Genomic DNA, 24472 nt, shown 5'->3' on the forward strand with positions numbered 1-24472 from the left:
AACCCAACCCGACCGTTCCCCCTTCCGAGAGGAGGCTGCAGCATGCCGGACGACATCTCCCACAGCTCGGGGCAGAACTGGACCCAGCAGTCCCATGTCTCGCAGCACACGTCCTCGCACGCCACCCCGCTCAGCTCCGACCACACCACGGGTGTCCCCCTGGCCTCCGCGCCGCCCGTGACCACCGGCGAATTCCCCGCTCTGCCGGGACCGGCCACGATGCCGGCCGCCCCACCTCTGCGGGTTGTCGTCGTCGACGACAACCCGGTCGTACGCGCCGGGCTGACCGTTCTGCTGCAGGGCCGCGACGACCTGGAAGTCGTCGCGGAGGCGGCCGACGGCCGCCAGGCCTATGACGTGACCGTCCAACACCGCCCGGACGTGGTTCTGCTGGACGTTCGCATGCCGGGCGTGGACGGCATCTCGGCGCTGCCGCACCTGGTGCCGCTGGCGCCGGTGCTGATGATGACTTACAGCAGGGAGAGCGAGATCGTGCACGAGGCCCTGCGCCTGGGCGCGACCGGTTATCTCGTACACGGTGAATTCACCGCCGACCAACTCGTCGCCGCGGTACGGGACATCAAGATGGGCCGCGTCCACTTCACCCACTCCGCCTCCAGCGCGCTGCTGGCGACGGTGCGGGGTGAGGGCGCGGGCGACGGAGGCGGTCAACCGCTGCCCGAGGGGCTGGGCACGGCGTTCACCGGACCTGGACACCGGCCCACGTCGTCGGAGCAATTTGCTCAAGCGTCTTCGCTTACGCAATCAAATGTGGCACATTCATCTCGGAGCCCCGATGTAGTCGACGGACTCCGCGGAGTGATCACGGAGCTGAGTCAGCGGGAGGTGGAGGTGATGGAGCTGATTGCGTCAGGCATGACCAACCAGCAGATCGCCGCGTCCTGCTTCATCAGTCAGAAGACCGTCAAGAACCACATCAACCGCATCTTCGCCAAGTTGAGCGCGGGCAGCCGTGGCGAGGCCATCGCCATCTGGCACAGCATGGCGCGAGGGGGGTCCCAGCGGCATGGCTGAGCGTGTGCGGAACCCCCGCTCATACGGGGCCCGCGGGGCCCAACCGGTGAATTGGGCCCCGGGTTGGGCCCTGAGGCCCATGCCCTGGGATGCGACCCCGACGTACGTTGCTCCCGTCGGAAGCGAGACCGGCCAGGAGGAAGCCGGAAGCGTGGACGGCATCGAGGAGTCGTACGTATCGGCCGGTTTACGGCCGGCCGAAACCGGAGGGGAACGTCATGAGGGACATCGGTCTGAAGGCGGCGACACGGGCCAGGGTTCATGTGACCGACTGGAGGGACTCGGTCCTCGACGGCATCAAGTGCCGCAAGGACAAGGGGCAGGGGGCGATCGAGTATGTGGGCATCACCATCCTGGTGGTGGCCATCGTCGCCCTGCTGCTGCAGACCAATCTCGGCGGCGAGATCGCAGGCAAGTTCTCGGAGAAGATCCGTTCGGTCCTCAACGGCGGGGGTGGGGGCGGCGGCGGAGGTGGCGGCGGCCAGTAGGTCCGCCGGTTGAGTCAGACGCAGGGCAGGCCACACCGCTGTACATCACAGCGGTGGTTGGCCTGCTCTTCTTTGCGCTCGTGTACTTTGCGTTCGGTCAGGCCGACATCACCCGCAACGGCACGCAGACAGCCGCGGACGCGGCAGCCCTGGCAGCCGCACAGGATTCCCGGGACCAGCTGAAGCTGGAGGACTTCCTGGACGACCTCGGGAACCTCTTCGACGGGAAGCCGGCCGAGACTGCCGACGGCTGTGCGGAGGCCGCCCGCTTCGCCGCCAGGAACGACGCCGACAACCTCCACTGTGACGCGCTGACGGACGGACGGTGGGGCTTCACGGTGGAGTCCCGGTCCAGCAGGCCGATGGGCGACAGCATCATCGACGGTACGGAGAACGAGCACGCGAAAGCCACAGCCACGGCTGTGGTGGAGCCACGCTGCAGCTTCGCGCCCGATGAGTCGGCGGCGCCCTCGGAGGGCGGGGACGATCGGGAATCCGCCAATGCCAATCACAGAACGCCGTCCCCGGGCAAGCTCGTCTGCGACACCAAAGACTGGATCATCGATCCGGAAAAACCGGATCTGCTTCCCGATATGGCGGACCTCTTCACCGTCCGACTGGCCGAGGACTGACCTCGAACGAGCGTTAAGGAACAGGATTGATGACGATGCGACACGTGAGGACCATGCGCCGGGCCGGGGCGGCAGCCTTGCTGTCGGCGGCCCTGACCTTTTCGCTGGCCGCCTGTGGCGGGGACGGCGGCGGTTCGGAATCCAAGGAGCCGGCCTCGACGGCGCCCCAGCAGAGCAAGGGAGGCGACAAGGGGACCACTTCCCCAGACTCCGTGCCCAGGGAGCCGATCGCGACGGTGAAGGGCGACGGCGGGCTGGAACTGTCCGTATTCGCGGCGAAGCGTGATGACGGCGGCTTCCTCACCGTGGACGGTGAGTTCAAGAACACCGGCTCCGCGGGGTTCTCCGTTCCCGTCAGCTGGTACGGGCTGGAGCAGGATGTGGCTGCCACAGGCCACTCGTTCGCGGGAATGACGCTCGTGGATTCCCAGGGCAGGAAGCGCTACTACGTGCTGCGCGATACCGACAATCGCCCGCTGACGACATACGCGTACGACGGGTACATCAAACCCGGCCAGAGCCTCACCTTCTTTGCCCAGTTCCCGGCGCCCCCGCAGACGACCACCAAGCTCGGCCTCCAGTTCCCGGGGTTCCCCAGCGCGTCGATCGAGCTCTCCTGATGAGCGCCGCAACCACCCGCACCGGGTGCGTCTACGCGCGCACGACCGTGACCGTCCTCGCCGGCGCCCTCTTGTTCGGTCTCCTGGGCGCCGCCGATGCCCTCGCCGATGAGGATCCGTATCCCACACCCTCGGCGGCGGCCCCCGTCAAGATCGACCCCGAGGACTCCGACCTCAAGCTCCCCGAAGGTGCGAACCTCGCCGAGCCCAAGGTCCTCGACATCAAGTCGGTCGTCGAGGAGATCGGCGGCGAGGAACGCCGCGAGGAGACCAACTCCGACATCAAGTTCGCGCTCCAGGCCGAGGTGCTCTTCGGCAAGGACAGTGCGAAGCTCTCCAGCGCGGCCAATGCCCGTATCGCCGCCATCGCCGCGGAGATCAAGAACCAGGACGCCAAAAAGGTCCGCGTCTTCGGCTTCACCGACGACCTGGGTACCTCCGAGCACGGAGACGTGCTGTCCAAGCAGCGCGCGGACGCGGTGCACGGGGTGCTGTCGCAGCAGTTGAGCGCCCTGGGCGTCACATACGAGATCCGTGGATACGGCGAGCAGTACCCCATCGCGAACAACGCGACCGAAGAAGGACGCAAGAAGAACCGCCGCGTCGAGGTCTCCTTCCCCAGGGGCGCGGGCAACTGAACGCGGACGCGAAGTGCTGAATCTCGGGGGAGCCGGTCCGCAGCGTGCCGCGGACCGGCTCTCGCCTTTGTCGAGGGACTGGTGCGGTGCGGAGGAGCGGAGCAATGACGAGAGGCAGAGCCGTTGCGCTCAGCACGCTGGCCCTGTGTGGGCTCGTGCTGGGTGTGCATCCGGTGGCGGCCGTGACCACCGCGGGTTCCGACGCAGTCGCCCCCTACCGGACGGCCCCGGGCGCCGAGCCGGTGCGCGGCTCCGCGACCAGCGCCGACGGCCCTTCGCTCAAGCCGGGCACGTACACCGACACCATCTCCGCGGGCGAGAGGAAGCACTACCAGGTCGTGCTGGACGACACGTCCAATGCCTTCGTCTCGACGGTTCTCGCCCCACCGCCGGGGACCGAGGTCGGAGTGCTCAGCGGAATCCGCGTCTCCTTGGCAAGCCCGAAGGGCGAACGGTGCAGCAACAGCAGCGACGTCACATTCAAGGGCACGACCGCCCGCCCGATCGCCGGTTACGCCACTCGTCGTATTGAGGCCAACAGGACCTGTCAGGAAGCCGGCAGCTACCTCTACGCCGTGGAATGGATCGGCTCGGACACCGGTCCGGGCTCCGCCGGCTGGCCCATCGAGCTGAAGTTCATGTCGGAGCCGGGCCTGAAGGCGGACGCGCAGGCACCGTCGGCCCCGGTCACCTGGAGCTCGCAGGCTCCGACCGCGCGGACGGGTACGGCAAAGCGCCTGACGGGCGGCACCGGGTTCAATGACGCGCCTGCGGTCGGCGAAGGCGTATGGCGGGACGAACTGAGCCCGGGCGAGAGCCGCTTCTACAAGGTGCCGGTCGACTGGGGCCAGCAGCTCTTCCTCGACGCCGAGCTGGCGAACTCCCCGACCGCGCAGGCGTCCGCGGTCGTCGACGGCCTGCAGATGGCCTTGTACAACACCGCGCGCGGGCTGGTCGACGGAGCCGGCACGAGCTACCTCGGCAAGCAGGCGGCGGTGTCACTGGGCACGGCGCCGGTCGCCTTCTCGCACCGGTACCGGCCCCAGGTGGACGCCATCAGCGCGATGCGCTTCTCCGGCTGGTACTACGTGCGGGTCACCCTGGACCAACGGATCGGCGGCACCCTCCCCATGGTCCTGCGTGTGGGCGTCGAGGGGGATCGACAGACGGGCCCGGCATACGACGGGGACGCGACGGCTGCAGGCTTCGGGATCACGGAAGAGGGCCGGGAGGCGGCTGAAGAAGGCCTCGTCGAGAACGGCGGCGCTCAGAACGCCACGCTGAGAGCCGTCGGCATCACGGGGATCAGCCTGGGGACGGTGCTGCTGCTCGGGCTCGCCGCGTGGACGGCCATCTTGCGTGGCGGCGGAACCGGGCGCCGCCGAAAGGCGGCGGAGACGGTCCCTCTGCCCTGGGAACCGTGAACCGGCCGCGGCCGTAGTCCGTACGGCAATCCATACGGCAATCCATACGGCAACCCATGCGGCAATCCGTACTGGCAATCCGTACGACAACAAGCCGGGTCCCACGCGGAGTTGAGCCCTTCTTTGGGCCCGGGGGCCCACGACCTCCCGCCCGTGGCGCATTAGCGTCGCATCCATGTCGCCACAGGGGGTTGTGCGTCGGATTCGCCGTCAGGTGCGTAGGGCTCTGCCACGCACACACGCGCGGCTGCTGGGCCTGCGAAAGAGGAGGCCGGGCCAGTCGGGCCAGTCGGCGATCGAGTACGTGGGTCTGGTCGCGGTGGTCGTGGCGATCGTCGGAGCCCTGCTGGCAACGGGCCTCGGGCCGGCCATCGCCGAGGAGTTCAGCACGCAGGTGTGCAAGATCACCGGCGGCGAGAACTGTGGCGGCGGTGGCGACCCCGAGGCCCAGGACGAGCGCGGCCCCGGCAGCCAGGGGGACGGCCGCCCCGCCTCCGACGACGACGGTCCCGGCGACGGCCACAAGACGCCGACGCAGCTCGACTACGAGAAGGCCCTGAAGGAGCTTCAGGACGCCCAGGCCGCCGAGAAGTCCGATCAGGACAAGGCCATCGAGGCCGCCAAGGAGCTCGCGAAGATCCTCGCCGAGGAGCTCGGCATCACCGACGCCCTCGACTGCATCACCAAGGGCGACATGGGCGCCTGCACCGAGACGCTCGTCAATGTGCTCCTCAGCCTCATCGGCGGCGCGGTCGGGAAGCTCACCGCCAAGTACGGCGCGCCGTGGAAGTGGAAGAAAGCCGTGGAGCTCGTCAGAAAGCTCAAGAAGCACGGCGGGGATCTGTACGACGGGCTGAAAGGGCTCATCAAGAACCGCAAGCGGGTCGCGGACGCGGAGAAGAAGCTTGCCGACGCGAAAAGGAGACTCGACGCGGACAAGAAGAAACCCAAGGACGGCGAGAAGAAGCCGGACGACAAACCGGCCGCCTGCCGCCGGCACAGCTTCCCTCCTGGTACCCCGGTGCTGCTTGCCGACGGGCGCCGGATTCCCATCGAGAAGGTGCGGATCGGCGACCGGGTCAAAGCCACGGATCCGTACAGCGGGAAGACCGGGACGCGGCGGGTGACGAACGCCATCACCACGCACGACGACAAGGACTTCACCCGGCTCACGGTGCGTACGAATTCCGGTACGGCCATTGTCGAGGCGACCGACACCCACCCCTTCTGGCTGACCGGGCAGGGGCGCTGGGCCGACGCCGGCGAGATCGCAGCCGGTGACAGGCTGCGCGCGCTCGACGGGACCGGGCTGAAAGTGCTCACCGCGCGACACTTCACGGGGCGTCAGACGACCCACGACCTCACCGTGGCGCGGACGCACACCTATTACGTGCTGGCCGGGCGGACTCCCGTACTGGTGCACAACGAGGACCCGGCCGGATGCGGTCCGCTCGACGGTGAGCGTGAGTACGATGTGTACGATCCGAAGACCGGAAACAGGATTACCGATATCGACCACATCGACGGCGGAGTCCTGTGGGAAGAGAAGAGCGCGCTGTTCGGCGATGAGACGTGGCTGACCAAGCAGGTGGACGGAAAGCTTGCGAAGTATCTTCAGGCCCGTAAGGAGATGAAGGGGTACGAACAGGCCCCCATCGGTTTCCGTTTCACGAACGCCAATGTCGATCCGCGTTTCCGTGCCGCACTCGAACAGCGTATTGAGAAGCTCAGGGACGAGAATCCCGGGCTGGACATCAGGCTGGAGTTCACGGGATGAGTTGCTACAGGCTATGAGCTACTACTTCGAAGTCTCCGGTGAAACCGTCTGGGATCCGGCCCTGCGCATCGCGAAGTGGTACATCGCCCTCGCCGGGACCACGGCGGAGCTGATGCGGCTGCGGACCGGTCTCACACCGTCCGAGCAGGACACCTGCGAGATCGACCCGAAGCTGTTCAGGGGGTTCGTGGAGGGGCTGTACGAGGTCTACTTCTCGACCCGTCACCCGGTGCAACACGGCCTGATCAAGGGGGTGTTGCTCCCCTCTCTGGTTGTGCTGGAGCGTACGGGTACGGTCATCCACCCGAAGTCCGAGAGGGAAAAGCCCCTGTGGGAGGAGAAGCAGACACTTGCACGGTCGATGTAGCAGGCGAGTACGGGTGCCCTTCGGGGAGCGGCTGCGGGACGAGTTGGGCGCGCCGCGAAAGGCCCGGCTGATCGACAGCAGCCCGCGTTCGGCGGTGTGGCGGGTGGAGCTGGCGGACGGTAGGCCCGCCGTGGTCAAGCAGCTTGCCGCGGAAGCGGAGGCGGAGGCGACGCAGCGGTACGGGCGGGAGGTGGCCGCGCTGCGGATGGCCTCGCGGGTGCGGCCGGCCGTAGTGCCGCGGGTGCTCGGGGTGGACGCTGACGAGCGCGTACTGGTGCTGGAGTACGTCGAGCACGGGCGGCCGCGTGAGGGGTGGGAGACCGAGTACGCGACGGCACTGGCCCGGTTGCACGCGGCCGGTGAGGATGGGGCGGAGCTGCCGCGCTGGACGGGGCCGGATGCGGGCGACGTCGGCTCCTTCGTGGCGTTCGCGAGAGCTCTCGGTGTCCACGACACGGCCGGAGCCGAGGACGAGCTGGGCGAACTCACCCTGCGGCTGGGCAAGGTGAGCGGACGGCAGGCCCTGCTGCACGGCGATCCCTGCCCCGGCAACGATCTGCACACCGCCGACGGAATCCGCTTCATCGACTTCGAGCAGGCAAGCCTCGGCAACGGGCTCATCGAGCTCGCTTATCTCCGCATCGGCTTCCCGACCTGCTGGTGCGTGACCGCCGCGCCGGAACCCCTGCTGGCCGAGGCCGAAGCGGCGTACCGCACCGCGTGGCGGGAGGCGACCGGCACGGACGTCGAGGGCGATCTCGCCGACGCCTGCGCGGGGTGGCTGATCCGGGGCGAGACGCTGGTCCAGCGGGCGCACCGGGGGACCGTCGACCAGTTGGCCCGGGTTCTGGGCGAGGACTGGGAGTGGGGGACGGTGAGCGCTCGGGAGCGGTTGGCCCACCGGCTGGGGGTCGTCGCGCGGATGACCGAGGGCAGTGACGTACTGGGCGGGCTGAGCCGGCTGAGTACGGATGCACGGCGGCGCATGCTCGACCGCTGGCCCGCGCTCGGGACGGTGCCGCGCAGCCGGCCACAGGGGTCGTGATTGGGCCCGTGGGCCCATGCGCGGGCGCGCACGCGGTTGTTAGCGTGCGGCGACGGGACGGCTTCACGGCAGCGGGAAGCGGGATGGGGCGCGGATGAGGCAGCGTACGGCAGTGGTGGCAACGGCCCTGACCCTCGCGATCGGGCTCACGGCCGGCTGCGGCGGCGAGGGCGGCGGTGACAGCGCCGACAAGCCCCGGCACAAGAAGGCCGCAACGTCGACGCCCGTCCCAGCGACGCCCGTCCCAGCGACGCCCGTCCCTTCGAAGTCCGTTCCCGCGACGCCCACACCCGCCGGTCCCGCGCAGCCTGCCGCCTCGGCCCCCAAGGCCCTCTCCCAGGCCCAGTTGGAGAAGGCCATCCTCGCCAAGAGTGACGTTCCCGGCTTCGATGTCGCACCCATGGACGCCCCGCCGCCCCAGGGCGAGAGGGCCGACAAGAGCGAGTGCGCCCCGCTCACCGCCGTCATCAACGGCAGGCCCGAGCCCGCTGCCCAGGCCTCCGCGTACCGCCAACTGACCGGTGCCAAGGACAACCGCCCGGCCGTCTCGGAGTTCCTCACCACCCACGGGGTGCAGGACGCCACGACAGCGCTCAGCCGGCTGCGCGCCGCCGTCGAGGCCTGCGAAGGCGGCTTCAGGGCGAGCGGCGGCGGCGAAGGGCCGTCGACGTACCAGGGCGCGAAGGCGCTACCCGTCGCGGCACAGGTGGGGGACGACGCGTTCGCCTACCAGGTCACCGGCGACTACGAGGGCGAGCCCGTGCCTCTCGTCTTCCACGTCGTACGCTCCGGCGGCACGCTGGCCACCTTCTATACGGCCAACCTCGAAGGGCCGCAGACCCCGCGGATCCCGCCCGCCCTGCTCACCGCCCAGGCGGACAAGCTCACCAAACTCAAGTAGTGGCCGCGATTGTCAGCTGTACGCCCGGGCGCACGCCCCAGCCCGCCATCGCCCCGGCCTCCGCCTCCAGCACATGCCGTGCCCGCAGCCGCGGCCTGCTGAGCCTGCCCGGCTTCATCGTGTGGACGTCGATGACTCTCAACTCCCGGTCCAGATAGGCCACATCGATGGTGAAGCGCATCCGGAAGGTGTGCACGCTGTTGCACGGGGTGAGCAGGATCGCGCCCTCGATCCGGTCCCGCCCGAGCAGGCCACGCCGCCGGGGTCCGTACGTAGCCGCGATCTCCACCGTCAGCGATTCGTCGGCCAATGACGCGTCGGCCAATGACGCGTCGGCCAACGACGAGTCAGTCGGCGATGCGCCGGCCTGCGACGCGTCCGCGATCCGCAACGTCCCCGTGCCGTTGTTCCATTGACGCCGTCGGCCCATGGCCGTAGACCGTAGCGTCCGGCGCACACCCGTGGGCCCCGGATCACCAGGATTGGGCCCCAGGGCCCATGACCGCACCCGCGGTGCTCGCCTACGCTCGCTGTCGTGTACGCCACGCTGATCGCCGTCGCCGCCCTCTGGGGCGCCGCCGCGGGGCTGCTCGTCCCGCGCGCCGCATACCGGCTCTCCGTCGAGCCGGAGGAGGCGTGGCGCGAGAGCTGCCCCGCCGGGCACGCGTTCACGGGGCCCGCTCGGGGCTGGCTCGGCTTCGCGCGGTGTGCGGGCTGCGCCACGGCGGTTCCGGCCCGGAAGGCCGCGGGAAGCGCGGCAACCCGCGACACCGAGGCACCCGCACCGCTGCTCGACACCGAGGCACCCGCACCGCTGCTCGACACCGAGGCACCCGCACCGCTGCTCGACACCGAAACACCCGCACCGCTGCTCGTCCCCGTGGTGACCGCCCTCAGCTGCGCCGCCCTCGCCGCCGCCACCGGGCCGCGCCCCGAGCTCGCCGTCTGGCTGCTGCTCACGCCCTTCGCCGTGCTGCTCGCCCTCGTCGACCGCAACGTCCATCGACTCCCCGACCAGCTGACCCTCCCGCTCGCCGCCGCGGCCGCCGCGCTTCTCGGGCTCGCGGGGCTGCTCCCCGGCGACGCGGGCTCCTGGCCGACCGCGCTGCTCGGCGGACTCGTCCTCGGCGCCGCCTACCTCGTGCTCTTCCTCATCCACCCGAACGGCATGGGCTTCGGCGACGTCAAACTCGCCCTCTCGCTGGGCGTTGTCCTCGGTTGGTACGGCTGGGCGGTGCTCTTCGCCGGCGCCTTCGCCGGCTTTCTGTTCGGCTCGGTGTACGGACTCGGCCTCATCGCCCTGCGTCGCGCCGGGCGCAAGACAGCGATCCCGTTCGGGCCCTTCATGATCGCGGGGGCGCTTGCCGGACTGCTGCTCGGCGGCCTCGCCGCAGCGTGAGGACCGGCGAGCGGTTGGCGAAGCCGCTCCGCGACATCGGGGCGGTCAAGCCCGGCCCGACCGGCAGGCACGTCTAGCATCTGGACGTATGCGGACATTTTCTGACAATGCGGAGACTCGGCGGCGTGGTCTGCTGCGCTCCCTCGTCCCCGCCCCCTTGCCGGAGCCCGGAGGCCGCCCCACTGCCCGCTTCCCCGCCGGCCTGCTCCCCTGGAGCTGGGCGGCGGCGTTCTTTCTGCTCTACGCCACCGTCTCCGTACGCCGTCATACGCTGCTGCGCACCACCGGCTACGACCTCGGCATCTTCGAGCAGGCCGTCCGCGCCTACTCCCAACTGCGCGCGCCCGTCGTCCCGTTGCGCGGCGAGCAGTTCAATCTGCTCGGCGACCACTTCCACCCCGCGCTCGCCGTCCTCGCCCCTCTCTACCGCCTCTGGCCGTCCCCCGTCTGCCTTCTTCTGGCCCAGTCCGCGCTCCTCGCCCTCGCCGCCGTACCGCTCGTGCGCTGGGCCCTTCGGGTGCTCGGCCGGCGCTCCGCCCATGTCGTCGCCCTCGGCTACGGACTGAGCTGGGGCACCGCATCGGCCGCCGCCTTCGACTTCCACGAGGTCGCGCTCGCCGTGCCGCTGATCGCCTTCGCCCTGGAGGCACTGGGCCGGCGGCGCTGGGGGCCCGCCGTCGCCTGGGCCGCGCCACTGGTCCTGGTCAAGGAGGACCTCGGGCTGACCCTTGCCGCCCTCGGCTGTTACGTCGCCTGGAAGGGCCCGCGTCGCCTCGGCATCGTCGCCGCGGTGGCCGGTCTGCTCGCATCGGCCGTGGAGATCAAGCTGCTGCTTCCCGCCTTCAACCCCGCGGGCGGGTACGCCCACGGCGGACTTCTCGCCGAGAGTGCGCACAGCTCCCTGCTCAGCACCATCGCATTCGCCCCGCTCGACGCGCTGCGACCCGACATCAAGGCCATGACCGTGATTCTGGTCTTCGCCCCGTCCGCGCTGCTCGCCCTGCGCTCGCCGCTCGCGCTCCTGGCCCTGCCCACGCTCGCCTGGCGCATGCTGTCGCAGAACGGCTTCCACTGGGGCACTTCCTTCCACTACAGCGCCGTACTGATGCCTGTCGTCTTCGCCGGCCTCATCGACTCGCTGCGGCAGTGGCGCGGTACGGACCACCCACTGGCCACCCGCCAGATCCGCGCCTCGCTCGCCACCGTCCTGGCCGTCACCGCCGTCATGCTGCCGTCGTTTCCGCTCGCCCAGCTGGCCCAGCGCGCGACCTGGCGCACGACGCAACACGTCGAGGCGGCCCGCTCGCTGCTCGACCGGATCCCCGACGGCGCGACGGTCGCCGCATCCAACCGCCTCGCTCCCCAGCTCACTTCGCGCTGCGAAGTCGTCCTCTTCCCGACCTTCCCGGTCGGTGCGCGGCTCTATGAGTACGACAAGAAGCAGCTGCCCCGGCCCACCGCCGAGTGGATCATCCATGACAGCAGGGCGCCCGAGGCCTGGCCGTACAAGACGGGTCACTGGCCCTACCCGCCCGAGCAGCAGGCCGCCGAACTGGACGCCGCGCAGCGGAAGTACGGCTACGAGCGCATCGCCCAGCGCGACGGCGTCACCCTGCTACGCCTCAGGCGTGCGGCCCGACCGTGATCCTCGCCACCGTCGGCCGGCGGGCGTCGGCTTCGGTCGACGTCACACTGCGCGTCGTCATGCGAACGACCTCAGGGTTCATCCAGACGGCGCTCATCCAGGACAGTCCCTGTCCGCACGCTCACTCCCGTAGAATGGTGTACTGGCGAAAAGGAAAGTGTTGGACGAGTCCGAGGAGTTGCGGTGGCCGAGATCAAGCCTTCCTACAGCTGCGGTCTCGACGCAGCCGTGGACGTCGTCGGCGGGAAGTGGAAGGCGCTCATTCTGTGGGCGCTGCACGACGGGACGCACCGCTTCGGGGAGCTGAAGCGCCATGTGAGCGGCGTCAGCGAGAAGATGCTCATCCAGCAGCTGCGCGAGCTGGAGGCGGACGGCATCGTGCACCGCGAGGTGTACCGGGAGGTGCCGCCGCGCGTCGAGTACTCCCTCACCGAGCTGGGGCAGGCGCTCAACGCCGCTCTGCTGCCGCTCGGCGAGTGGGGCGACACCTTCATGGAGCGGATCGTCGCCAACAAGACGAAGGAACCCGTGGCCTGAGGAGTCGTCGCGGCGGCCTTCGGCGTCAATCCGGCTCCCGCGTCCGGGGGTCACCCTCAGGGGTTACGACTCCGGGCCGCCACGGGGCCGGTACCAGGCATTTTCCGCCCCGGGCCACCCGCCGCCCCGCCGTCCGGCGCATTCGGAGCGTAGTTACGGCATGGCGTGGCACGCACCATCACTCACGAAGGGTTATGGTGGAAACCCCCCCTCGGGCCGGTCCGTATCCCCCCCCACGGACCGGCCCGTTTTCTCTTTCCCGGCTTGTGTCAGCTCCGCCCGGCCCAGATGTTGGTGCCCTCGGTGTCCACGGCGAAGACGTCGATCTCCTCCAGCTCCCCGGCGCTCAGCGGCGGTCCGGCAAGCGCCGCGACGTTCTCCTCGAGCTGCTGCACGCTGGAGGCGCCGATCAGCGCGGAGGTCATCCGCGGGTCCCGCAGGACCCAGGCGATCGCCAGCTGGGCGAGCGACTGGCCGCGCCGGGCGGCGATGTCGTTCAGTCCGTTCAGCCTGCGTACGACGTCGTCCGAGAGCAGGTCCGGATCCAGGGACTTGCCCTGTGTGGCCCGCGAGCCCTCCGGGATGCCCTTGAGGTACTTACCCGTGAGCAGGCCCTGTGCGAGCGGCACGAAGGAGATGCAGCCCATGCCGGTGCTCTCCAGCGTGTCGAGCAGTCCGTCGTCCTCGATCCAGCGGTTGATCATCGAGTACGAGGGCTGGTGGATAAGGGCCGGGACGCCCATCTCCTTCAGCAGACTTGCCGCCTCGGCGGTCTGCTCCGCGTTGTACGACGACACACCCACATACAGCGCCTTGCCCTGCTGCACGGCGGAGGCCAGCGCGCCCATCGTCTCCTCGAGCGGAGTGTCCGGGTCGAAGCGGTGGGAGTAGAAGATGTCGACGTAGTCCAGTCCCATCCGCTTCAGGGACGCGTCGAGCGAGGACAGCAGGTACTTCCGCGAGCCCCACTCGCCGTAGGGACCGGGATGCATGAGATAACCCGCTTTGGTCGAAATGACCAATTCATCGCGGTATGGGGTGAAGTCCTGAGCGAAAATCTTGCCGAAATTGAGCTCGGCCGAACCCGGCGGCGGACCGTAGTTGTTCGCCAGGTCGAAGTGCGTCACGCCCAGGCCGAAAGCGCGGCGCAGGATCGCGCGCTGCGAGTCGAGGGTCCGGTCGTCGCCGAAGTTGTGCCAGAGGCCGAGGGAAATCGCGGGAAGCTTGAGCCCGGAGCGGCCGGCGCGCCGGTACTCCATCGACTCGTAGCGGCTCGCGTCGGCGCGGTAGGGGGAAGTTTCAGTCACGCAACCCTGCCTATCACGGACTTGTGACAGACCGGGTTGGGCCGCCGTGGCCCGTGCGCAGTACTGTGGCGGCTTCGGGGACTGCCGCACGGAGGGTACGAGAACAGTGAACCTGCGCGACCTGGTGTACGGGCTCTACGCACGCCGGGTGGAAGGCCGACTCGACCACGACCAGGTGCCCAAGCACATCGGCGTCATCCTTGACGGCAACCGTCGCTGGGCCAAGGCGTCGGGCGGCACGGCCGAGCAGGGGCACAAGGCCGGCGCGAGCAAGATCCAGGAGCTCCTCGGCTGGTGCGCGGAGACCGATGTCGAGGTTGTCACGCTCTGGCTGCTGTCCACGGACAACCTGGACCGCCCCGAGGAGGAGCTCATCCCGCTCCTCGGCATCATCGAGAACGCGGTCCGTGACCTCGCCGCCGACGGCCGCTGGCGGGTGCACCACGTCGGCACGCTGGACCTGCTGCCCGCCCGCACCCAGTCTGTACTGAAGGAAGCCGAGCAGGTGACCGCGGGACGCGACGGGATACTCGTCAACGTCGCCGTGGGCTACGGCGGCCGCCAGGAGATCGCGGACGCCGTGCGCTCCCTTCTCCTGGAGCACGCCGACAAGGGCACGAGTTTCGAGGAGCTCGCCGAGATCGTCGACGTCGAACACATCTCCGAGCACCTCTACACCCGTGGCCAGCCCGACCCGGACCTGGTCATCCGCACCAGCGGCGAGCAGCGTCTGTCCGGGTTCATGCTCTGGCAGAGCGCCCACTCGGAGTACTACTTCTGCGAAGTTTTCTGGCCGGCTTTCCGCAAGGTCGACTTCCTCCGCGCGCTGCGCGACTACGCCGCACGCCACCGCCGCTACGGCAATTGAGGCATCCCGGCCCCTCCCTCCCGTAGTCCCGGGGGAGGCGATCACCCCGTGTTCATCTACGCGTCGTCATATGCCATGGCATGGCTGCGCGTGTTCGAGGGAATATCCCTTCCAGGTCGACGTCCGATCCACGAACGTCGTATCTCAGTGAGCGGCCCAGACCGCTCACCCGGGAGGCCCTTTGCACACGAAGGACCGCACCCCTGGTGCGGACCACGGGGGGGCCGGAGCTCGGCCCGTGAATCGTGGCCAGAGCCCGGTCCCATCGCTCGCGACGCCGTCGCACCCCGATCTCATTCGAGGGGGTACGTCCTTCCGTGGTGAACAGCACAAAGCGCCGCATGCCCGACAGGCGCACCTATGTTCTCGACACCAGCGTCCTGCTGGCCGACCCGAATGCCCTGACCCGCTTCGAGGAGCACGAGGTCGTGCTCCCGATCGTGGTGATCACAGAGCTTGAGGCCAAGAGGCACCACCCGGAACTCGGTTACTTCGCCCGGCAGGCGCTGCGCCTGCTGGACGACTTCCGGATCCGGTTCGGACGCCTCGACGCCCCGATCCCCCTGGGCGATCTCGGTGGCACGCTCCGTGTCGAGCTCAACCACTCCGATCCCGGCGTCCTTCCGGCCGGCTTCCGATTGGGGGACAACGACTCACGGATTTTGGCGGTAGCGCGCAATCTGCAGGCCGAGGGGTACGACGTCACGGTCGTCTCCAAGGATCTGCCCCTTCGTATCAAGGCCTCGTCCGTCGGTCTGCTGGCCGAGGAGTACCGGGCCGAGCTGGCCATCACCGACTCCGGCTGGACCGGTATGGCCGAACTGCCCCTCTCCGCCGAACAGGTGGATCTGCTGTACGGAGAGGAGACGCTGTACGTCCCCGAGGCGACCGAGCTTCCTGTCCACACCGGGCTCGTACTGCAGTCCGAGCGCGGCAAGGCGCTGGGCAGGATCACGGCCGAGGGCAATGTCCGGCTGGTGCGCGGCGACCGGGAGGCCTTCGGCATCCACGGCCGCAGCGCCGAGCAGCGCATCGCCCTCGATCTGCTCCTCGACCAGGATGTCGGCATCGTCTCGCTCGGCGGCCGGGCCGGCACAGGAAAGTCGGCCCTGGCACTGTGCGCCGGCCTCGAGGCGGTCCTGGAGCGCAGGCAGCATCAGAAGGTGATGGTCTTCCGGCCGCTGTACGCGGTGGGCGGGCAGGAGCTCGGCTATCTGCCCGGCACCGAGGCCGAGAAGATGAGTCCCTGGGCGCAGGCTGTCTTCGACACTCTCTCGGCCGTGGCGGGCCGTGACGTGATCGAGGAGGTGCTGGGGCGCGGCATGCTCGAGGTCCTGCCGCTCACCCACATCCGGGGTCGCTCGCTGCACGACGCGTTCGTCATCGTCGATGAGGCCCAGTCCCTGGAGCGGAACGTCCTGTTGACTGTTCTGTCCAGAATCGGGGCGAATTCCCGGGTCGTTCTGACTCATGACGTGGCACAGCGGGACAATCTGCGCGTCGGCCGATATGACGGAGTAGTCGCCGTTGTCGAGAAATTGAAGGGACATCCGCTTTTCGCGCATGTCACCCTCACCCGCTCCGAGCGCTCGCAGATCGCCGCGCTCGTGACCGAAATGCTGGAGGACGGCCATATCTAGTACGGAATAAGGCAGTTGACGCCGCCCGGTGAAGCGCACGAGCGTAGCCGGGCGGCGTCTTGCTGTCCGCCGTTTTCCGTAAAACTCCTGGCCGAAACAGGGTGTGAGCTTTCACACGCAACGGAGAATTGCCTTGCGGCGTCGGCTTCGGGCAGAGTCTTGCTTCCGTCAGGCCCCGCATACGGCACACGAGCACCTCCAGAGGTGCACAGCACCACACACAACTCAAAACTTGCCGTCGTATGCCGCCCGCGAGCATCATGCGGCAGCCCTCGCAAGAGGGTTGCCCACCGGGCCCGCGTCTCCCGTGACCCAAGTATTGGGGAGACCAGCGCCAGGGGCACGATTGCGCTCGCGAGGTCACCTATGCGGGCGTGGCTGGAAGGAATACGTGTGAGCCGGATCTCGGTGCGGGGATTCGCGGTGGCATCTGCCACGGCGGTCACCACCGTCGGCGCCGTAGTGGGCGTTGCGTCGGGCAATGCACAGCCCTCGGGCGACAACTTCGAGGCAACGGCAGCCGACGCGACGCTTCTCGCAGACATACCCGTGGGCCAGCAGGCCCAGATTCAGGTCTCGTCCCTGACGCAGCAGGCCGACGCACAGGCGGCTGCCGCCGACGCGGCCGCGCAGAAGTCTGCCGAGGAAGCCGCGCGCATCCAGGCCGCCAAGACCGCCAAGGCGAAGAAGGAAGCCGCCGAGGACGAGGCTGAGCGCGAGCGCGAGGCCGCGGAGGCGCGCGCCAACCGCGACTCCGCGCGCGACGCGACGAGCTTCTCCACGCAGAGCTCCTACACCGTCGCCGAGGTCAAGGCGATCGCGCGACAGATGGTCCCCGCCGACCAGTTCCAGTGCTTCAGCAACATCGTGGACCACGAGTCCACCTGGAACTACCGCGCGCAGAATGCCTCTTCCGGCGCCTACGGTCTCGTTCAGGCACTGCCGGGCTCGAAGATGGCCTCGGCCGGCGCCGACTGGCAGACCAACCCGGCGACCCAGATCAAGTGGGGCCTCAACTACATGAACAGCCGCTACGACAGCCCCTGTGGCGCGTGGTCGTTCTGGCAGGCCAACAACTGGTACTAGGGTCCGTCGGCACTCAACTTCTCGGAGCCCCCCACCGTCCTACGGTGGGGGGCTCCGTGCGTGTACGGTCGGTCCCGGACAAATCCCGGGGGAGTGGTGGGGGGAAGAGGAAAAGATCATGTCGACACTGCCAGGATGGCTCGCCGGGCTGGGTGCCGGTCTGACCCGGATCTCCGAGCGCCTGGACGAGCGCCGTGAGGCCGCGGCGGACGACTTGTCCGAGGTACCCGCCACCGCGCCCGTCCGGGACAGCGTCCCGGCGCCGCCCGCCTACGCACCCGCGATCGCGGCCGGGCCCGACCCGGTCGTCGCGATCGCGGCCAGGCCCGACCCGGTCCTTGCGATCCCCTGGGGCATCCGCGTCGCGGCCGAGGCCGGCTGGCGGCTGCTCGTACTGGGGGGCACGCTCTGGGTGTTGATGCGCATCATCAGCGCCGTGCAGCTGGTGGTCCTCGCCTTCGTCGCCGCGCTGCTCGTCACCGCGATGCTTCAGCCCACCGTGGCCCGGCTGAGGAGGCTCGGCCTGCCGCGCGGGCTCGCCACCGCGGTCACCGCGATCGCCGGCTTCGTCATCATGGGCCTGGTCGGCTGGTTCGTGGTCTGGCAGGTGATGGACAACCTCGACAACCTCTCCGACCGGGTCAGGGACGGTATCGAGGAGCTCAAGCGCTGGCTGCTGGACAGCCCCTTCCATGTGACCGAGTCCCAGATCAACGACATAGCGAAGAACCTCAGCGACACCATCGGGACCAACACCGAGGAGATCACCTCGGCCGGTCTGCAGGGCGTGACGGTGATGGTCGAGATACTGACCGGCATTCTGCTGGCGATGTTCTCCACGCTCTTCCTGCTGTACGACGGGAAGCGCATCTGGCACTGGGTGTTGGGGCTGGTCCCGGCGCAGGCCCGCGAGGGAGTCGCCGGAGCGGGGCCGCGAGCGTGGGGCACGCTGACGGCCTATGTGCGCGGCACGGTGATAGTGGCCCTGATCGACGCGATCTTCATCGGCCTCGGCATCTACTTCCTCGATGTCCCGATGGCCGTGCCGCTCGCCGTGTTCATCTTCCTGTTCGCCTTCATCCCGCTGGTGGGCGCGGTCGTCTCCGGTGCGCTCGCGGTCGTCGTCGCGCTGGTCACGCAGGGCGTGTTCACCGCATTGATGGTGCTGATCGTCGTCCTCGCCGTACAGCAGCTCGAGGGCCATGTGCTGCAGCCCTTCATCCTGGGCCGCGCGGTGCGGGTGCATCCCCTCGCGGTCGTCCTGGCCGTCGCGGCGGGCGGGTTGATCGCCGGGATCGGCGGCGCGGTCGTGGCGGTGCCGCTGGTGGCGGTGACCAATACGGTGGTCGGCTATCTGCGGGCGTACAGCAAGGAGCAGACCCTGCACGGCACGCCGCCGCCGCACAGCGCCCCGACGGCTGAGGTTGCGTCTGCTCCGGGGCCTTCCCCGGCGGCCGCGACCGCCCCGGTCGTGGAGGAGGGTGTCTGACAGGGCACCTGACAGCCAGGCTCAAGAGCTACAGCCGGGCTCAAGACTGACGAAGGGCCCCGCCGACTCCGGTCGGCGGGGCCCTTCGTACGCGTAGGCGCTGAAACTACTCGGCCAGCGCGGCTTCCGCGTCCAGCGTCGTGCCCACGGCCTGGATCACCGCGGCGATCTTGAAGGCTTCCTGGATCGTCTCGCGGTCCACGCCGGCCTTGCGGAGCACCTGCTCGTGCGAGTCGAGGCACTGGCCGCAGCCGTTGATGGCGGAGACGGCGAGCGACCACAGTTCGAAGTCGACCTTCTCCACGCCCGGGTTGCCGATGACGTTCATCCGCAGGCCCGCGCGAAGCGTCCCGTACTCCGGGTCCGACAGCAGGTGCCGGGTCCGGTAGAAGACGTTGTTCATCGCCATGACGGCGGCGGCCGACTTGGCGGCGGAGTACGCCTCGGGGGAGAGGTTGGCCTTGGCCTCGGGCTCCAGCTCGCGCAGCACCTTCGGCGAGCGCGAAGCGATCGCGCAGGCCAGGACGGTGCCCCAGAGCTGCTGCTGAGGCAGGTCGCTGTTGCCGATCACCGAACCGAGGTTCAGCTTCAGGTCCTTGGCGAAGTCCGGTACCGCGGACTTGAGTTCATCGAGAGACATTCCGGATCACTCCCCTGACAGCAGCGCGACCGGGTCAAGGGTGTTCTCGCCCTTGGTCCAGTTGCACGGGCACAGCTCATCGGTCTGCAGGGCGTCGAGCACCCGCAGGACCTCCTTGGGGTTACGGCCGACGGAGCCGGCGGTCACCATGGTGAACTGGATCTCGTTGTTCGGGTCGACGATGAAGACGGCGCGCTGCGCGAAGCCGTCCTCGCCCTCGATTCCGAGGTCGCTCATGAGCTCGTGCTTGGAGTCGGCCATCATCGGGAAGGGCAGGTCACGCAGGTCGGCGTGGTCCTTGCGCCAGGCGTGGTGGACGAACTCGGAGTCGCCCGAGAAGCCCAGGATCTGGGCGTCACGGTCGGCGAACTCGTCGTTCAGCTTGCCGAAGGCGGCTATCTCGGTGGGGCAGACAAAGGTGAAGTCCTTGGGCCACGCGAAGACGACCTTCCACTTGCCCTCGTAGGACTTGTGGGAGATCTCCGCGAACTCCTTGCCGCTCTCCATCGAGACGCAGGCAGTCAGTTCGAAAGTGGGGAACTGGTCACCGACAGTGAGCACGCGCTCTCCTTGCATACAGGAAGTCCCTTTTGAGGCCTTCCAGGGGTTGGACGGATCTTGATCCTGGCACAGAGTGCATTGATCACGGAAATAGCTAGACTCGGTCATCGTGATCGGAGGTACCTATCAGTGTCACTGTCAAACAGGGGTAAACAGCCCACTCTCGCCCAGCTGCGCGCCTTCGCCGCCGTCGCCGAGCATCTGCACTTCCGGGACGCGGCGGGCGCAATCGGGATGAGTCAGCCCGCACTCTCCGGCGCCGTGTCGGCGCTGGAGGAGGCACTCGGTGTCCAGCTCCTGGAGCGTACGACCCGCAGGGTGCTGCTCTCCTCGGCCGGTGAGCGGCTCGCGGTGCGGGCCAAGGCCGTGCTGGACGCGGTCGGCGAGCTGCTCGAGGAGGCCGACGCTGTACGGGCTCCCTTCACCGGGGTTCTCCGGCTCGGCGTGATCCCGACCGTCGCGCCCTATCTGCTGCCGACCGTGCTGCGGCTGGTGCACGAGACGTACTCCGACCTCGACCTGCAGGTCCACGAGGAGCAGACGTCCTCGCTGCTGGACGGGCTGACGGGCGGACGGCTCGATCTGCTGCTGCTCGCCGTGCCGCTCGGAGTGCCCGGTGTCACCGAGCTGCCACTCTTCGACGAGGACTTCGTCCTGGTCACGCCGGACGACCACTGGCTCGGCGGGCGCCAGGACATCCCGCGCGAGGCACTGCGCGAGCTGCATCTGCTGCTGCTTGACGAGGGCCACTGTCTGCGTGACCAGGCACTCGACATCTGCCGGGAGGCGGGCCGTACCGAAGGCGCCCCGGTGACCACTACCGCCGCCGGTCTGTCGACCCTGGTCCAGCTGGTCGCGGGCGGGCTCGGCGTGACGCTGCTGCCGCGTACCGCGGTCGAGGTGGAGACCGGCCGTGCCGGGCGGCTGCAGACCGGGTACTTCGCCGAGCCGGCCCCCGCACGCCGGATCGCCCTGGCGATGCGCGCGGGTGCGGCACGCCACGGCGAGTTCGAGGAGTTCGCACAGGCGCTGAGGGACGCGATGCGCCGGCTGCCCGTACGAGTACTGAGCTGACCGACGGGGCCGCGCCGGTTACTTGAGTACGCAGCCCTGCGGGCGCATCATCCGCGCAGCGGCGACAGGCTGAGCGGCGTCACGATCAGTATCACCGCCGCGCCCGCGCCGGCCGGCGGCAGGAAGAGCCGCCGGTCGGTCACCTGCCCGGCGATCGGCTCGAGCATCACGGCGCCGAGCCGAGGCCGACGAGGAGGAAGCCCGCGGGGGTCATCCGCGCACCGCCTTGGCGAGCGGGTCGAGGCGGGCGACGGTCAGTTCCAGCCAGCGCAGATCCGCTTCGAGATGGAAGAGCGCGTGGTCGCAGATGAGTTGATCGGCGAGGTCACCGCCGCGCTTGCGGTCGGTGAGGGTGCGCATGAGCCGCAGATGCTCGGCCCGCTGCGAATCGAGCAGCTCGGCGGCACTGCGGCCGGTGAGCAGGGCGAGGACGACCTTGGTGTAGAGGGTCGACTGAAGATACGGCTCGGGCTTCTCGGGCTGCGCGAGCCACTGCGACATGTCGGTGATCCCGGCGTCGGTGATGGCGTACCGCTTGCGCTCGGGCCCACCGCCGGCCTCGATGCCGTCGACCTCGACGAGGCCGTTCTTGAGGAGACGGGACAAGGTGGCGTAGACCTGCCCGTAGTGGAGGGGCCGGTCGTGGCCGAACTTTTCGTCGAAGGCGCGCTTGAGGTCGTAGCCGTGGCGTGGGCCGGACTCGAGGAGACCGAGGAGGGTGTGACCGATGGCCATGAGCGGGACTATACACCTCGTGTATACGCGTGGTGTACAGATCTTTTCCGGCCATGAAAGGGGGCGGGTGCGCGGGCTTCGCCGCCCGGGCGGGCAGCGCAGGCTCTGCTAACACTTTTACTTCGATCGCAACCTTGAGCCCCTCTCGTGAGTCGGTTCCTTGAGACGGGGTGCTCATTGTCACGTCCTGACAAGACCGGATGAGTGGCCCTTTGTCTGTACCGGCGGTGTTAGCTTTCTGAGCTGATCTGAGACCGAGCAGACCGAACAACCGAACAGACCAAGCAGACCGAACAGCGAGAGCGGAGCAACGAAGCGATGGGCCGAGCGGAAGCGCGACAGGCCCGGCAGCGTGGGGCGCGCCGGGCGCAGAATGCCAGGCCCACGGGCATCCGGCGGTTCTTCACCTGGAGGAAGCTGCTGGGTACCTTCTTCGGCTTCTGCCTGCTGGCGATGGGCGCGTTCTTCGTGATCTATCTGATCGTGCCGGTGCCCTCGGCCAATGCCCAGGCCGAGATGCAGAGCAACGTCTACAAGTACAGCGACGGCAAGATCCTCGGCCGCACCGGCACCGTCAACCGCGAGATCGTCGGGCTCGAGAAGATCCCCAAGGACGTCCAGTACAGCTTCGTCGCCGCCGAGAACAAGACCTTCTTCAAGGACTCCGGAGTCGACCTCAAGGGCACTGCCCGCGGCCTGATGAACACCCTCACCGGCAAGGGCAAGCAGGGCGGCTCGACGATCACGCAGCAGTACGTCAAGAACTACTACCTCGACCAGGACCAGACGGTCACCCGCAAGCTCAAAGAGCTGGTGATCTCGCTCAAGGTGGACCAGAAGAAGGAAAAGAGCGAGATCCTCGCCGGCTACATGAACACCAGTTACTACGGGCGAGGCGCGTACGGAATCCAGGCCGCCGCCCAGGCGTACTACCGCGTCGACGCGTCCGAACTGACCGTCGACCAGGGCGCGTACCTCGCCGCTCTCCTTCAGGCCCCCAGCCAGTACGACTGGGCGCTCGCCTCCGACACCGGCAAGAAGCTGGTCACCGAGCGCTGGAACTACGTGCTCGACAACATGGTCGAGGAGAACTGGCTCGACTCCGGCGAGCGGGTTGGCCTGAAGTTCCCCGCCCCCAAGACTCCGAAGGCGGCCCCCGGCATGGGCGGCCAGACCGGCTACCTGGTCAGCGCGGCCAACGCCGAGCTGCAGCGCCAGGGCGTCAGCGAGGACGAGATCGAGGCCGGCGGCTGGACGATCACCCTCAACATCGACGAGAAGCGTCAGAAGCAGCTGGTCAAGGCGGTCAACGAGCAGCTCGAGGAGAAGCTCGAGCGCAAGAGTGACAAGGCCGACGCGACCGTCCAGGCGGGGGCGACCTCCGTCGACCCGAAGACCGGTCATGTCGTCGCGCTCTACGGCGGCATCGGCGCCACCGAGCACTGGCTGTCCAACGCCACCCGGCGCGACTACCAGCCCGCCTCGACCTTCAAGCCCGTCGTCCTCGCCTCCGCCCTGGAGAACGGGTCCAAGACGCAGGACGGCGAACCGATCGGCCTCAAGACCACGTACGACGGCACCAGCAAGCGGCCCGTCGAGGGCAGCGACACCCCCTTCGCGCCGGAGAACGAGGACGACCGGGACTACGGCCCGGTCACCGTCCAGAGGGCCACGAACAGCTCGATCAACTCCGTCTTCGCGCAGATGATCGTCGACGTCGGCCCGGACAAGGCGAAGAAGACCGCACTCGACCTCGGCATGAAGGACGGCCAGGGCTGGCCGGAGAGGCCCGCGATGTCACTCGGCACGATGGGCGCCTCCACCTGGGACATGGCCGCCGTGTACGCGACTCTCGACAACCACGGCAAGAAGGTCACGCCGACGATCGTGAAGTCCGCCGAGCACCAGGTCCGCGAGGCCGGCCTGGTGGACCCGATCGGCGACCAGGTCATCAGCCGTGAGGCGGCGGACACCACCACCGCGGCCATGACGGGAGTCGTCAGGAGCGGCTCGGGCAGGAACGCGGCCGGCGAGTACGAGGCGGCGGGCAAGACCGGTACCTCGGAGAACAACCGCTCGGCGTGGTTCGTGGGCTACACCCCCGAACTCGTCACCGCCGTCGCCCTGTTCGGCGAGGAGCCCAAGGGCGCGCAGGTCACGCTGACCGACACCGTCAACGCGGGCCGAGCCAACGGTGGTGGCGTACCGGCCAAGATCTGGCAGCAGTACACGACGGGCGCGCTGAACGGCGGCTCGGACGCCGCGTTCAGCCTTGAGGTCGACGAGACCGCGACCGCGGACCCGGATCCGACGCCGACGGACACACCGACCGAGGCGCCGACGCCGACGCCGACCCGGGAGCCGGAGGAGACGCCGACGCCGACCCCGACGCAGACGCCCACCGAGACGCCGACGGACGATCCGACGCCGACCCCGACCAGGACGCCGACGGGTGAGCCGACCTTCACGCCGCCGACCGATCCGATCGACGGCGACCCGGGCAGGCCGAACAGCGCCCAGGGCGCCGTCGAACCGTAGGCCGGTAGCCGTCAGGCCATGGCCGT

25 protein-coding genes are annotated in these 24472 nt (G+C 68.7%); 19 read left to right on the forward strand and 6 right to left on the reverse strand.

From position 1 onward, the window contains the following. Positions 1-42 precede the first annotated feature (42 nt). The 10 genes from J7E87_RS16155 to J7E87_RS16200 all read left to right on the forward strand — a co-directional run bounded on the left by J7E87_RS16155 (position 43) and on the right by J7E87_RS16200 (position 8927). A complete protein-coding gene (locus J7E87_RS16155; RefSeq protein WP_215094451.1) occupies positions 43-1035 on the forward strand; it encodes a response regulator transcription factor in 993 nt (330 codons plus the stop codon). A gap of 218 nt (positions 1036-1253) precedes the next feature. Then, positions 1254-1523 (forward strand): hypothetical protein, encoded by a 270-nt coding sequence (locus tag J7E87_RS16160; protein ID WP_215094453.1) that lies wholly within the window; start codon positions 1254-1256, stop codon positions 1521-1523. 80 nt (positions 1524-1603) lie between these two features. Further along, entirely contained in the window at positions 1604-2155 is a 552-nt protein-coding gene (locus J7E87_RS16165) for a hypothetical protein (RefSeq protein WP_374195183.1), read from the forward strand. 29 nt (positions 2156-2184) lie between these two features. Further along, the gene (locus J7E87_RS16170; RefSeq protein ID WP_251017537.1) at positions 2185-2775 is read left to right on the forward strand and encodes a hypothetical protein; all 591 of its coding nucleotides are present in this window, start codon (positions 2185-2187) and stop codon (positions 2773-2775) included. Then, complete coding sequence (locus tag J7E87_RS16175) at positions 2775-3413, forward strand: OmpA family protein (protein WP_215094454.1); 639 nt, start codon at positions 2775-2777, stop codon at positions 3411-3413. Before J7E87_RS16170 ends, J7E87_RS16175 begins: the two co-directional genes overlap by 1 nt. Positions 3414-3517: 104 nt before the next feature. Further along, a complete protein-coding gene (locus J7E87_RS16180) occupies positions 3518-4837 on the forward strand; it encodes a hypothetical protein (protein ID WP_215094456.1) in 1320 nt (439 codons plus the stop codon). 214 nt (positions 4838-5051) lie between these two features. Beyond that, complete coding sequence (locus J7E87_RS16185) at positions 5052-6614, forward strand: Hint domain-containing protein (RefSeq protein WP_215094458.1); 1563 nt, start codon at positions 5052-5054, stop codon at positions 6612-6614. A 13-nt stretch (positions 6615-6627) separates the two neighbouring features. Next, on the forward strand, positions 6628-6981 hold the full coding sequence (locus tag J7E87_RS16190; protein WP_215094460.1) for a DUF6086 family protein: 354 nt from the start codon (positions 6628-6630) through the stop codon (positions 6979-6981). Positions 6982-6994: 13 nt separating this feature from the next. Further along, positions 6995-8026, forward strand: coding sequence for a phosphotransferase (locus J7E87_RS16195; protein ID WP_308312952.1), 1032 nt, complete (start codon positions 6995-6997; stop codon positions 8024-8026). 94 nt (positions 8027-8120) lie between these two features. Beyond that, a complete protein-coding gene (locus tag J7E87_RS16200) occupies positions 8121-8927 on the forward strand; it encodes a hypothetical protein (protein WP_215094464.1) in 807 nt (268 codons plus the stop codon). On the opposite strand, the gene J7E87_RS16205 is transcribed toward J7E87_RS16200, so the two are convergent. Further along, on the reverse strand, positions 8920-9357 hold the full coding sequence (locus tag J7E87_RS16205) for a DUF192 domain-containing protein (protein ID WP_215094466.1): 438 nt from the start codon (positions 9355-9357) through the stop codon (positions 8920-8922). The genes J7E87_RS16200 and J7E87_RS16205 overlap by 8 nt on opposite strands. A 105-nt stretch (positions 9358-9462) precedes the next feature. Here J7E87_RS16205 and J7E87_RS16210 point away from each other — a divergent pair, with 105 nt between their 5' ends. From J7E87_RS16210 to J7E87_RS16220, 3 genes are all read left to right on the forward strand, one after another. Continuing rightward, positions 9463-10326 carry an A24 family peptidase gene (locus J7E87_RS16210; RefSeq protein WP_215094468.1) on the forward strand — a complete coding sequence of 288 codons (864 nt, stop codon included), beginning with the start codon at positions 9463-9465 and terminating at the stop codon, positions 10324-10326. Positions 10327-10414: 88 nt separating this feature from the next. Beyond that, positions 10415-11971 carry a DUF2079 domain-containing protein gene (locus J7E87_RS16215; RefSeq protein ID WP_215094470.1) on the forward strand — a complete coding sequence of 519 codons (1557 nt, stop codon included), beginning with the start codon at positions 10415-10417 and terminating at the stop codon, positions 11969-11971. Positions 11972-12154: 183 nt separating this feature from the next. Beyond that, a complete protein-coding gene (locus J7E87_RS16220) occupies positions 12155-12508 on the forward strand; it encodes a helix-turn-helix domain-containing protein (RefSeq protein WP_215094472.1) in 354 nt (117 codons plus the stop codon). 269 nt (positions 12509-12777) lie between these two features. Here J7E87_RS16220 and mgrA read toward each other — a convergent pair whose 3' ends face one another. Further along, on the reverse strand, positions 12778-13815 hold the full coding sequence (mgrA, locus tag J7E87_RS16225) for an L-glyceraldehyde 3-phosphate reductase (protein WP_215094474.1): 1038 nt from the start codon (positions 13813-13815) through the stop codon (positions 12778-12780). Positions 13816-13921: 106 nt separating this feature from the next. Between mgrA and J7E87_RS16230 the strand changes: the two genes are divergently transcribed. From J7E87_RS16230 to J7E87_RS16245, 4 genes are all read left to right on the forward strand, one after another. After that, positions 13922-14683: an isoprenyl transferase gene (locus tag J7E87_RS16230; protein ID WP_215094476.1), complete on the forward strand. Its 762-nt coding sequence runs from the start codon at positions 13922-13924 to the stop codon at positions 14681-14683. A gap of 317 nt (positions 14684-15000) precedes the next feature. After that, positions 15001-16323 carry a PhoH family protein gene (locus J7E87_RS16235; RefSeq protein ID WP_215094478.1) on the forward strand — a complete coding sequence of 441 codons (1323 nt, stop codon included), beginning with the start codon at positions 15001-15003 and terminating at the stop codon, positions 16321-16323. Between the two features lie 393 nt (positions 16324-16716). Beyond that, the gene (locus J7E87_RS16240; RefSeq protein ID WP_215094480.1) at positions 16717-17409 is read left to right on the forward strand and encodes a transglycosylase SLT domain-containing protein; all 693 of its coding nucleotides are present in this window, start codon (positions 16717-16719) and stop codon (positions 17407-17409) included. Between the two features lie 118 nt (positions 17410-17527). Next, complete coding sequence (locus J7E87_RS16245) at positions 17528-18898, forward strand: AI-2E family transporter (RefSeq protein ID WP_215094482.1); 1371 nt, start codon at positions 17528-17530, stop codon at positions 18896-18898. 106 nt (positions 18899-19004) lie between these two features. On the opposite strand, the gene J7E87_RS16250 is transcribed toward J7E87_RS16245, so the two are convergent. Both J7E87_RS16250 and J7E87_RS16255 read right to left on the reverse strand, forming a co-directional pair. Continuing rightward, positions 19005-19538 (reverse strand): alkyl hydroperoxide reductase, encoded by a 534-nt coding sequence (locus tag J7E87_RS16250; protein ID WP_215094484.1) that lies wholly within the window; start codon positions 19536-19538, stop codon positions 19005-19007. Positions 19539-19544: 6 nt separating this feature from the next. After that, positions 19545-20099, reverse strand: a complete 555-nt coding sequence (locus J7E87_RS16255; protein ID WP_215094486.1) for a peroxiredoxin — start codon at positions 20097-20099, stop codon at positions 19545-19547. A 129-nt stretch (positions 20100-20228) separates the two neighbouring features. Between J7E87_RS16255 and J7E87_RS16260 the strand changes: the two genes are divergently transcribed. After that, the gene (locus J7E87_RS16260) at positions 20229-21173 is read left to right on the forward strand and encodes a LysR substrate-binding domain-containing protein (RefSeq protein WP_215094488.1); all 945 of its coding nucleotides are present in this window, start codon (positions 20229-20231) and stop codon (positions 21171-21173) included. Positions 21174-21220: 47 nt separating this feature from the next. Here the strand turns inward: J7E87_RS16260 and J7E87_RS35875 are convergent, their stop codons facing one another. Further along, complete coding sequence (locus J7E87_RS35875; protein ID WP_285427341.1) at positions 21221-21343, reverse strand: hypothetical protein; 123 nt, start codon at positions 21341-21343, stop codon at positions 21221-21223. Positions 21344-21383: 40 nt separating this feature from the next. Then, positions 21384-21908 (reverse strand): PadR family transcriptional regulator, encoded by a 525-nt coding sequence (locus J7E87_RS16265; protein WP_215094490.1) that lies wholly within the window; start codon positions 21906-21908, stop codon positions 21384-21386. 318 nt (positions 21909-22226) lie between these two features. Here J7E87_RS16265 and J7E87_RS16270 point away from each other — a divergent pair, with 318 nt between their 5' ends. After that, positions 22227-24446: a transglycosylase domain-containing protein gene (locus tag J7E87_RS16270; protein ID WP_215094492.1), complete on the forward strand. Its 2220-nt coding sequence runs from the start codon at positions 22227-22229 to the stop codon at positions 24444-24446. Positions 24447-24472 lie beyond the last annotated feature (26 nt).

This window comes from Streptomyces sp. ISL-1 (assembly GCF_018614585.1).
Lineage (GTDB): Bacteria > Actinomycetota > Actinomycetes > Streptomycetales > Streptomycetaceae > Streptomyces > Streptomyces maoxianensis.